Origin of the sequence: uncultured Aliivibrio sp., assembly GCF_946479765.1 — a bacterium.
Lineage (GTDB): Bacteria > Pseudomonadota > Gammaproteobacteria > Enterobacterales > Vibrionaceae > Aliivibrio.
Genome location: NZ_CAMLHO010000105.1, coordinates 1 through 3,395 on the forward strand (window position 1 = coordinate 1; position 3,395 = coordinate 3,395).

Consider the following 3,395-nt stretch of genomic DNA (forward strand, 5'->3'; position numbering starts at 1 on the left):
ATGACCTCATAGTAAGAATGGTTGTTTGCATATAACAAATGCATCAACACGATTTGCTACATTCGGCGTTGTCAGTTTGCCTTTAGTTTCAGTGATTAAGGCGTTAAAATTCAGCTAAGTCTGTATCGTAGCAAACGTGTTATGCAGGCGTTGTGCGTACTGAGTCCGAAATTTTTTGCACGGTTCATCAAAAGGATCGCGGCTTTCGTAGTTTCGGCTTAGTAAGCGTAAATTTCTTCTTTGTTGCCTTTTGGTTTTCATTTCATCAGGTTCGGCAAATTAGCCCTTATTTCCCTAAGTTCAGGCGTTTCAGAAGCTATTTTACGCTTCAATTGTTCTTTGGTTATGCCTCATTTTAGTCTGCATCAGTGTTTTGCTCTCAGCATTTTCAATCCCAATTGTGGTTAGGATATTTGGTTTATCTATTCCAAACTGGCTGAAACCAAGTCGTACAAATGGCGTAAGAAAAAAGGATTGTTTCGTTTCACAATTATTGCTGTTGAATGGATATTTTGCTCGCTTAATTGAGCTAGTCTAATTAAACTCAATTTACAGTAAATCTTGGTAAATCAATTCTTTACCAATTAAAGCGAAGCGTTGACAAAGATCGTGTAACAAAGCAATCAACACGATGCTAATTACACTCGGCGTTTGTGGTTTAGAGTGTAATTGGTTTTGAAAGTCGGTCGTTCGCACGTGTTATTGCGGCGTTATACGAATGAATGGAGAGGTAATGAAGATCAATCAGCATGTTTTTAACTTAGCAAATGACGTTATAAACTATCCTTTGGATGACTATAGTGAGAACGATTGTTTTGATGTACAAGAGCCAGCTACCTTTGCTTATAAAGAGCTTGTTGAACGTTATTTAAGCAGTGCGAAACGAATTAAAAATGATGTGTTAAATAAAGAAATTTGTAGTATTGATACAAACGTTCAACATATTTGGCAAGCAAAAATTCTTCGAATTAAAGTTTTGGGAGTTATTGACCATATTAATGAACTAGTATCCGATGTTGACTCTGGTATTTACCGAACAGAAAGCATATTTCCTGAACATCATTTTGAAAATCAAAAATCACAACTGCTTGAACTTATTCACTCTGCTGAGTTTACTATTTGGGTTGCTGTAGCATGGATGACAGATCAAGATTTGGCTAACGCTTTAGTTAAAAAGGCTAGGAAGGGGGTAAACGTTCGTGTTGTGATAAATAAAGACAATATTAATAATAAAATTGGCTTATATTTAAATAATAAAGTAGAACTTCTTGCTGCTCCAGCAGAACAGAAATTAATGCACCATAAATTTTGTATCATAGATATGAAAATAGTGGCTCATGGTTCATATAATTGGACAGATAAAGCAGCTCACATTAACGATGAAACTCTTGAAATATCATATAGTGTGAGTGCCGCTGAAAAATTCTCACGGGAATTTGTTAAATTAGTCAAAACGCTAATCGTATAACAAATGCATCAACACGATTTGCTACATTCGGCATTCTAGGTTTCTTTGAGTTTACCGTATTAAGTGGTAAATTTAGGCTTAATTTGCATGGTAGCAAACGTGTTATGCAGGCGTTATAGCCCTATTTCCCGAAATAATTAAATTAGGTATATTATGAATGCAATTGATGTTGTAAATGAAGTGAAAAAGGCTCTTTTACAAACTAAAAATGGTGGGGAAGTGTCAGTTTCTATTGATGCTATGGACAATTTTATGGATCAGCTTGGTAAGCAAGCAGAACAATCTAAAGAAATTGATAAACTTCAGCATTCTAAAATATTAGCTGAGTTTGAAGCTGAAAATTCAAGAAGTATTGCATATTCACAAAATGCAACAGCACATTCATTAGAAATGTTTAAATCTGTAATTACAGCGGGGCAAGCCGCGTTAAAAGCAAGTATGATTATTAATGGTGGTGCAGCTGCGGCATTATTAGCCTTTACTGGAAAAATTTGGAATGAAGGTTCGAGTATCGCGGTTACTTCAGCTTTATCTCAATCTATACTTTTATTTTGTTTCGGTGTCTTAGCCGCCGCCTTTGCTAGCGGGACAACTTATATATCTCAATATTGTTTCGCCAATAAATATATAAAATCAGGCTCTGCAATAAATGGAGTGAGTATCATTTCAGTATTCGGTTCATTTGCTCTTTTTTGTTACTCCTCTATTAATGCAGCTAGTTCATTTACAGCGCACTTTGCTGGGCTATAACAATCGCATCAACACGATTTGCTACATTCGGCATTCTAGGTTTCTTTGAGTTTACCGTGTTAAGTGGTAAATTTGGACTTAATCTGCATGGTAGCAAACGTGTTATGCAGGCGTTATATGCAAAAATGAGTTTATGAGCCAAATAGGGTAGAATTCCATTTTTGAACTATAGTGAGCCATAAATGAATAAGTCTATCGAACAAAGAATTGGTAATATTGCCTTAGTTGTTGAAAACTATGATGATGCAATTGAATTTTATACCAAAAAACTACAATTTGAACTTGTCGAAGATACTGATTTAGGCGGTGGTAAACGTTGGGTTCAAATATCTCCACCTAATTCAACAGGAACAAATTTGCTATTGGCTCAAGCAAGTAATGATGACCAATTAAAATCAGTTGGCAATCAAGCTGGCGGTCGTGTTTTCTTATTTCTTCAAACTAATGATTTCTGGCGTGACTATGAGTTTATGAAAGCTCAAGGTGTCGAGTTTACTGAAGAGCCACGTGTTGAAGAATACGGCACAGTTGTTGTATTTAAAGACTTATACGGTACAAAATGGGACTTATTGCAGTTAAATCAAGCTGACTAAGTCTGTAGCATATAACAAATGCATCAACACGATTTGCTACACTCGGCGTTGTCAGTTTGCCTTAGTTTCAGTGATTAAGGCGTTAAAATTCAGCTAAGTCTGTATCGTAGCAAACGTGTTATGCAGGCGTTGTGCGTACTGAGTCCGAAATTTTTTGCACGGTTCATCAATAGGATCGCGGCTTTCGTAGTTTCGGCTTAGTAAGCGTAAATTTCTTCTTTGTTGCCTTTTGGTTTTCATTTCATCAGGTTCGGCAAATTAGCCCTTATTTCCCTAAGTTCAGGCGTTTCAGAAGCTATTTTACGCTTCAATTGTTCTTTGGTTATGCCTCATTTTAGTTTGCATCAGTGTTTTCCTCGCAGCATTTTCAATCCCAATTGTGGCAAGGATATTTGGTTTATCAGTTCCAAATCTGCTGAAACCAAGTCGTTCAAATGGCGTAAAAAATGTATTTGTTTTCCATTCACTTTATCTCGCAATTTAAGAACATTTTGTTCGCTTAATTACTACCGGTAAATTAGAATCAGGGCTTAGAAAATCTTGGCAGGGCAGTTCTTTACCAAGCTAGCCAAGCCGAAAGTAAG

3 protein-coding genes are annotated in these 3,395 nt (G+C 36.3%); all 3 read left to right on the forward strand.

Annotated features, from left to right (window positions below):
* The first annotated feature begins 733 nt into the window (after positions 1 to 733).
* The 3 genes from Q1K78_RS17145 (at position 734) to Q1K78_RS17155 (ending at position 2,811) form a co-directional block, all read left to right on the forward strand.
* The gene (locus Q1K78_RS17145; RefSeq protein ID WP_065640443.1) at positions 734 to 1,468 is read left to right on the forward strand and encodes a phospholipase D-like domain-containing protein; all 735 of its coding nucleotides are present in this window, start codon (positions 734 to 736) and stop codon (positions 1,466 to 1,468) included.
* Positions 1,469 to 1,621: 153 nt separating this feature from the next.
* Positions 1,622 to 2,218 carry a hypothetical protein gene (locus Q1K78_RS17150; protein ID WP_300181642.1) on the forward strand — a complete coding sequence of 199 codons (597 nt, stop codon included), beginning with the start codon at positions 1,622 to 1,624 and terminating at the stop codon, positions 2,216 to 2,218.
* Between the two features lie 182 nt (positions 2,219 to 2,400).
* Positions 2,401 to 2,811: a VOC family protein gene (locus Q1K78_RS17155; RefSeq protein ID WP_188863935.1), complete on the forward strand. Its 411-nt coding sequence runs from the start codon at positions 2,401 to 2,403 to the stop codon at positions 2,809 to 2,811.
* Positions 2,812 to 3,395 lie beyond the last annotated feature (584 nt).

Coding starts and splice junctions, on each gene's coding strand:
- Q1K78_RS17145 (WP_065640443.1), top strand. CDS start 734: ATGAAGATCAATCAGCATGTTTTTAACTTAGCAAATGACGTTATAAAC.
- Q1K78_RS17150 (WP_300181642.1), top strand. CDS start 1,622: ATGAATGCAATTGATGTTGTAAATGAAGTGAAAAAGGCTCTTTTACAA.
- Q1K78_RS17155 (WP_188863935.1), top strand. CDS start 2,401: ATGAATAAGTCTATCGAACAAAGAATTGGTAATATTGCCTTAGTTGTT.